The sequence below is a fragment of the Streptobacillus felis genome (assembly GCF_001559775.1).
Lineage (GTDB): Bacteria > Fusobacteriota > Fusobacteriia > Fusobacteriales > Leptotrichiaceae > Streptobacillus > Streptobacillus felis.
This window is the reverse complement of the sequence record NZ_LOHX01000308.1, coordinates 1-7,367: the sequence shown is the minus strand read 5'-3', so window position 1 is coordinate 7,367 and position 7,367 is coordinate 1. Positions and strand designations below refer to the sequence as shown.

At 26.3% G+C, this 7,367-nt stretch carries 6 protein-coding genes; all 6 read left to right on the top strand.

From position 1 onward, the window contains the following. Positions 1-185 precede the first annotated feature (185 nt). Entirely contained in the window at positions 186-1,232 is a 1,047-nt protein-coding gene (recA, locus tag AYC60_RS07120; RefSeq protein ID WP_067322969.1) for a recombinase RecA, read from the top strand. Next, the gene (locus AYC60_RS07115) at positions 1,232-1,801 is read left to right on the top strand and encodes a regulatory protein RecX (RefSeq protein ID WP_067322966.1); all 570 of its coding nucleotides are present in this window, start codon (positions 1,232-1,234) and stop codon (positions 1,799-1,801) included. Before recA ends, AYC60_RS07115 begins: the two co-directional genes overlap by 1 nt. Continuing rightward, positions 1,798-2,379 (top strand): RdgB/HAM1 family non-canonical purine NTP pyrophosphatase, encoded by a 582-nt coding sequence (gene rdgB / locus AYC60_RS07110; protein ID WP_067322964.1) that lies wholly within the window; start codon positions 1,798-1,800, stop codon positions 2,377-2,379. The genes AYC60_RS07115 and rdgB overlap by 4 nt, the downstream gene beginning before the upstream one ends. Positions 2,380-2,388: 9 nt before the next feature. Continuing rightward, a complete protein-coding gene (gene recG / locus AYC60_RS07105) occupies positions 2,389-4,455 on the top strand; it encodes an ATP-dependent DNA helicase RecG (protein WP_067322962.1) in 2,067 nt (688 codons plus the stop codon). An 846-nt stretch (positions 4,456-5,301) separates the two neighbouring features. Then, the gene (locus AYC60_RS07100; RefSeq protein ID WP_067322960.1) at positions 5,302-7,089 is read left to right on the top strand and encodes an ABC transporter substrate-binding protein; all 1,788 of its coding nucleotides are present in this window, start codon (positions 5,302-5,304) and stop codon (positions 7,087-7,089) included. A 111-nt stretch (positions 7,090-7,200) separates the two neighbouring features. Then, on the top strand, positions 7,201-7,367 hold a 167-nt coding region (locus AYC60_RS09640; RefSeq protein ID WP_156447697.1), incomplete at its 3' end, for a helix-turn-helix domain-containing protein.

The window sequence follows — 7,367 nt, the reverse complement described above, 5'->3', positions numbered from 1 at the left end:
TAGTAACATTTCGAACCTAGAAGTTAAGTCTGTGTACGCTGAAAATACTTAGTAATAGGGAAGATAGGTAGTTGCCAAACTTTTTTTTTATACCATCTGTAATAAAAATGTAACAAAAATTATTGACAATATTTTTTTAAAATGATATAATAAATTAATAAATTATTAAAAGAAGGGGGAAACTCATGGCTAAAAAAGAAACAGTACAAGTTAATGAAGATAAATTAAAAGGATTAAAGGTAGCTTTAGATCAAATTACAAAAGAATATGGTGAAGGCTCTATAATGAAGCTTGGGGATAACAAGAAAATGGATGTTAAGGCAATTTCTACAGGAAGTATTAATATAGATTTAGCTTTAGGTATAGGTGGAGTTCCAAGAGGAAGAATAATTGAAATTTATGGAGCTGAATCTTCAGGAAAAACAACTATAGCTTTACATATTATAGCAGAAGCACAAATAAATGGAGGACTTGCAGCTTTTATTGATGCTGAACATGCTCTAGATCCTATATATGCAAAAGCATTAGGGGTAGATGTAGATGAATTATTAATTTCTCAACCTGATACAGGAGAACAAGCATTAGATATTGCAGATACATTAGTTAGAAGTGGTGCTGTAGACGTTGTTGTTGTCGATTCAGTTGCAGCACTAGTTCCAAAAGCAGAAATAGAAGGTGAAATGTCTGATCAACAAATGGGTCTACAAGCAAGACTTATGTCTAAAGCGCTAAGAAAACTTACTTCTAGTATTTCAAAATCTGATACAGTCATGATATTTATAAACCAAATTAGAGAAAAAATTGGTGGATTTTCTTTCACTCCTGGTGTTCAAACAACAACATCTGGAGGAAGAGCATTAAAATTCTTCTCTAGTGTTAGAATGGAAATTAAGAAAGGTTTATCTATTAAACAAGGTGAAGAAATTATAGGTACAGAAACTACTGCAAAAATTACTAAAAACAAGGTTGCACCCCCACATAAGGAAGCTAAATTTTCTATTATGTACGGGAAAGGTATTTCTCATTTAACAGAAGTATTTGATCTTGCTTTAGAATTTGATATTTGCAAAAAAAGTGGCTCATGGTTTAGTTTTGGTACTGAAAAATTAGGGCAAGGAAAAATTAATGTAGAAAACTTACTAGCTTCTAATCCAGAACTATTTGCAAAAATTGAAAAAGAAGTAATGGATAAATTAAATGACCCTGAATTTAATAGAAAAAAAAGTAAATAATGAAAATAATAGATAAGATACATAGAAATAAAATATATTTTATTGATGGAGAAGTAGTTGATATAAGTTTAGATATAAAAGCAATGTTTAAACTTATTAAAGGTATGGATGTTACAAATATATATAATGATATTATATTTGAATCTATGAAAAATAAGGGTATATATTTAATCTCTTTGAAAGATAGAACGTCTTTTGAATTAAAGCAAAAGTTGAAAGAAAAATATGAGAAGAATAATCATGGTATTATTAATGAAGTTATAGAAAAGTTTAAAGAATTAGAATTAATTAATGATAGAGAATTTGCTATTAAGTATATAGATATATATCCAAATGTTTCTATAAATAAGGTTAAATCTAAACTTATGAATAAAGGTATATCTATTTCAATTATTAATGATGTATTATCAGAATTAGATTTAAATGAAAATCAAAAGGAATTGATACAAAAATTTATAAATAAAAATAAGGGTATGGATAAACAAAAATTGTTTAAAAAACTTATTAATAAAGGTTTTGACTATACTTTAATTTTAAAAAGTATTAACTATAATGAGGTGGATGAATGAAGATTGTATTAGCTACAAAAAATGAAGGTAAATTGGAGGAATTTAGATCTTTGTTTAAAGATTTGAATATAGAAATTTTATCAGAAAAAGAATTTAATGTAGGAGAAATAATTGAAGATGGTATTACTTTTGAAGAAAATTCTTTAATTAAAGCTAAAACTGTAAGTCAAATTTCAGGACTGCCTGCACTTGCAGATGATTCTGGTCTATGTATAGATGTTTTAGAAGGAAAACCTGGTGTACATACAGCTAGATGGTTTAATGAATTTTCTAGTTATGAAGATAGATGTAAAAAAATGGTAGAATTAGTAGATGAAAAAAATGAAAGTAGGGATGCAAAATTTGTTTCAGTAATCACCTTATACTATCCAAATGGAGAAACTCATGTATTTAGAGGTGAAACACTTGGTAGTATTTCACATGAATTAAAAGGTAATTTAGGACATGGTTATGATCCAATATTTTATTCGCATGATTTGAAGAAGAACTTTGGTGAAGTATCAATAGAACTTAAAAATACTGTAAGTCATAGAGGTCGTGCTTTTCAAAAATTAAAGGAATATTTTAAAAATTTGTAAAGGATATATATGTACTTAAAAATATTTGAATCACTTGAAAATTTTGATATAAAATTACTTAAAAGTGATAAAAAGAGATTAAAAATTAAAGCATTAGAAAAGTTAGGAATACACAGTCTTTATGACCTTGTGTATTTTTTTCCACGTACTTATGAGAATAAGGCAAAGTTAAAACCTATATCTGAATTGATAGATGGTGAAAATACTATAATAGAGGGAAGAGTTCTAACTATAACTAATGCTTTTTTTAGTAAAAGAAAAATGACTAAGGTACTATTTACTGATGATGATGGAATAATTGAACTAGTTTGGTTTAATTCTCCATATATTTCAAGGGCAATAGAAGTAGGGATGGAACTAAGAATCACAGGTAAAATTAGAAGAAAAAGAAGTTTACAGATAGTAAATCCAAGTTATGTTAAATTAAATGATAAAAATAGAAGTTTGGTCTTAAATGACGAAGATAAACTTGACTCAGTTTATCCTTTAAGTAGTGGTATAGATCAAAAATCTATGAAGAAAATTATTGAGGAAGCACTTAGAAAATATTTGTTTTTATTTGAGGAAAATCTACCGAAAAAATATATTTTAGATAATAAACTTATAAGTAGAACTGAATCTATAGTAAATATGCATTTTCCTAGAGATAATCACATGTTTGAAGAAGCAAAGAAAAGAGTTTTATTTGAAGAAGCCTTAATACTTGAAATGAAAATATTAAAAAATAGATACAATGAAAATATTAAAAATTCCAATCTTTATTTTCTAGAAGATAATAAAAATTTAGTTAAGCAATATATTTCTAGTTTACCTTTTGAATTAACTAAAGATCAAAAGAAAATAATAGCTGAGATATATAAGGAATTAAATAATGGTAAGGTAATAAATAGGTTAATACAAGGTGATGTAGGGTCAGGTAAAACTATCATATCTTTAATACTTTTACTATATATGGCTGAGAATAATTATCAAGGTGTAATAATGGCACCTACAGAAATACTAGCAACACAGCATTATAATGAAGTTGTTGATGCATTTAAAGAATTAAATATTAATGTAGAATTATTAACAGGTTCTGTAAAAGGTAAGAAAAAAGAAAAACTATATTCAGATGTGCAAAGTGGTAAAGTTAACATACTTATAGGAACACATTCACTACTAGAGGATGATTTAATATTTGATAAACTTGGATTAATAATAATTGATGAACAACATAAATTTGGTGTTGATCAAAGAAATAAAATACGTGAGAAAGGTATATATTCAAATCTTATAGTAATGAGTGCAACACCTATACCAAGATCACTTGCTTTAACTATATATGGTGATTTAGATGTATCTATATTAACTACAATGCCTTCAGGTAGAATTCCTATAAAAACTAAATGGATAAAAAATGCTGCTGAAGAAAAAACAATGTATGAATTTATAGATAAAAAAATTAAAGAAGGTAGACAAATATATGTTGTTTCTCCACTTATAGAACAAAGTGATAAGTTAAATTTAGCATCTGCTACTGAAACTTATGAAAAATATAAAGAGAAATTTCCTAAATATAATGTAATGCTAATGCATGGAAAAACTAAATCAAAAGAAAAAGATAAAATAATGAATGATTTTAAAAATGGTGAAATAGATATACTTGTTTCAACTACTGTAGTTGAAGTTGGTGTAAATGTACCAAATTCAAGTATTATAGTAATATTAAATGCAGAAAGGTTTGGTTTATCATCTCTTCATCAGTTAAGAGGAAGAGTAGGAAGAGGAAGTTACTCTTCATATTGCTTTTTAGTTTCAGAAACTAAAAATGAAATTTCTAAAAAAAGATTAGAAGTAATGGAAAGTACTACAGATGGATTTAAAATAGCAGAAGAGGATTTAAAACTAAGAGATACAGGTGAAATTTTTGGTATAAAACAAAGTGGAATTTCTGAATTAAAATTATTAGATATTACTGTTAATGTTAAGGAGATATATATAGCAAAAAAATTTACTGAAAATTATTTATATAATAATTTTGGATTGATAAGAGATAAAGTTTTAAGACTAGATGTTGAAAATCTTTATTTAAAGTAAAAGTTATAAATAAAAATTAGAAAAGTATAATATTTAAAAATATATATTGCAGTATAATTGAATTTATGCTGCATTTTTACTTTCAAAATAAATATTTTTAAATGTTCTACCATCTTGGATAATTATTCATAAAATCTTGTACATATTCTATTTCTTTATTACTCAAATGATCAAATGAATATCCCTTAGGGGAAATCTACTAATAAATCTATTATTAACTTCATTGTTTCCACGCTTTGCAGAACTGTAAGGGTAACAATAATACCATTCTAGATTAACAACTTTAAATATAATATCCGTACTGTAAAATTAACTAAAATTATTTAATTATAATATAGCTAAAAAGAGTTCTAGATGTAAATTTAGGATTAAGATCTTAATTAATATTTTTATCTATTTTAGGTCTCTTGTATTTTTATTTCTTATTTCTGTATATATATTATTAGATTTATCAGAAGAATAAGCATAGTATATTCTTCCAAGAGGGTTTATTTGTTCTACTTTTCCTCTAGTATTTTGAATAATTTTATTAGATACATAATCTTTATGATAATCTAATATATTATTGCTATTATTAGCTAAGAAACGTTCTATTTTATTTATCTTGATAAGTTAAGTTTTTACCTATTATAAAATTTATGCTTTATGTTGTTATTATTCATATAGATGTATTCCTTTACTTTTGATTATGTTTGTATTTTAAAGGTATCACATTTATATTTTATTTCAATTATTTTTGGACACTTACTTTTTTAATTTAGGGAAATTAATATTTACTGGAAAAAATTTGATTTTTTTTTTATTTTTTGATATAATCTATAAAAAATATATAAATTAGGAGGAAAAATGAAAAAAATATTATCAGCAAGTTTGATACTAGCATCACTAAGATTATTAGTATCATGTGCACCTGGAAAATCTAGAGCTGAAAAAGTTCAAGAAGTAAGCTTAAATTTCCCAATGGAATATAAAAATGATGCACCGGAGGTTGAAGGAGCAACTTATACAATAGGGATGATTACGTCTTCACCTTTTAAAGGTATATTTTCACCAATACATTATCAAGATAAATTAGATGCTGACATTATTTCTTTAATAAATGAAGAATATTTATGGAAAAATGATGATTTTGAATTGTTGAATGTCGAAGGAGGATTAGCTACACTTTCGTTGGACAATGAAAAAAATGAAATAATAATTAAATTTAAAGAAGGTTTAAAATGGTCTGATGGTCACCCTTTAGGTGTTGATGATTTAATTTTTACATTTGAATTAGTTTCTCATCCTGATTATACAGGTGTAAGATTTTCTAAAGAAGATCAGTATTCAATTATAGGTATGCAAGAATATCATGAAGGTAAAGCAGATAAAATTTCAGGTTTAGAAAAAGTCTCTGATACAGAATTAAGAATACATGTAACTGAAATTAGCTCAAAAGTAATATCAGGAGGGGGTCAACTTGGAAGTGTATCTAGATTGATGCCTAAACATTACTTATCAGAAATACCTGTTAAAGAGTTAGAGTTTTCAGATAAATTAAGAAAAAATCCACTATCTAATGGAAAATATGTAATTAAAAATGTTGTTCCAGGAGAATCAGTAGAGTTTGTTCCTAATGAATATTACCACTTAGGTAAACCAAAAGTTGAAAAAGTAATACTTAAAACATTAACACCACAATTAGCAGTTGAAGCTATTAAAAACGGTGATTTTTTCGAGTATTGGAATGTTCCACAAGAATCATATGAAAAATATAAAGAATTAGATAATTTAGTTGTATTAGGAAGACCAGAATTATATATTCAATATTTAGGATTTAATCTAGGTCATTATGATCAAAATAAAAAAGAAAGTGTAATGGATAGAGATACTCCATTGCAAGATGTTAGAGTGAGACAAGCATTAGCTTATGCTTTAAATATTGATGAAGTTGCTACAGCATACTACAATGGGTTAAGACAAAGAGCTAATGGACAAACTCCTCCTGCATTTAAAAAGTTTTATGATGCCTCATTAGAAGGGTATCCATATAACCCAGAAAAAGCAAAAGAGTTGTTAAAAGAAGCTGGTTATGAAGATACAAATAATGATGGATTAGTCGACAAAGATGGTAAAAATTTAGAATTACATTTTGCAACTATGGGAGGATCAGATGTTGCAGAACCAATTTCACAAGCTTTATTACAATACTGGAAAGAAATAGGTGTTGGAGTTTCATTAACAACAGGTAGATTATTAGATGTTAATTTATTTTATGATAAGGTAGAAGCAAATGAAGATGACATTGATATGTATATGGCAGCATGGGGAGTTGGAACATCACTTGATCCTTCTGCATCTAAAGGTAGAACTGCTAAGTTTAATATGACACGTTTTGTTTCAGAGGAAAATGATAAATTACTTGCTGCAATTTCAGATCCTAAAGGAATTGAAGATCCAAATTATAAAGCAAATGCATATAAAACATGGCAAAAATATTATACTGAACAAGCAGTAGAAGTACCATTAATGTTTAGATATAGTGTAATACCTGTAAATAAAAATGTAAAATTAGCAAATCTTTATAATGATTCGGCTAGAGCAAATTATATTCAATCAGTTGTAGATAATGCTCCAGCAAAAGCAAGTAACTAATAAACTAGTTTAATATTAATTTATTTAATAATTATTTTAAAATAAAATTATAGAACATGTACCAAAAAACTGGACACAGAAATGTGAAAAAGTTTGGAGGTACATTTTTTTATGGTAAGAAAAGGTAAATTTACATTTGAAGAAAGACTTAAAATGGTTAAAAATATTGAAGAAGGAATTCCAATTTCAGTTGTAGCAAAAGAATATAATATTGCTACAGGGACTCTAAGTATTATTGCTTCAAAATATAGATTTCATGGAGAAAAAGGTCTTAAAGA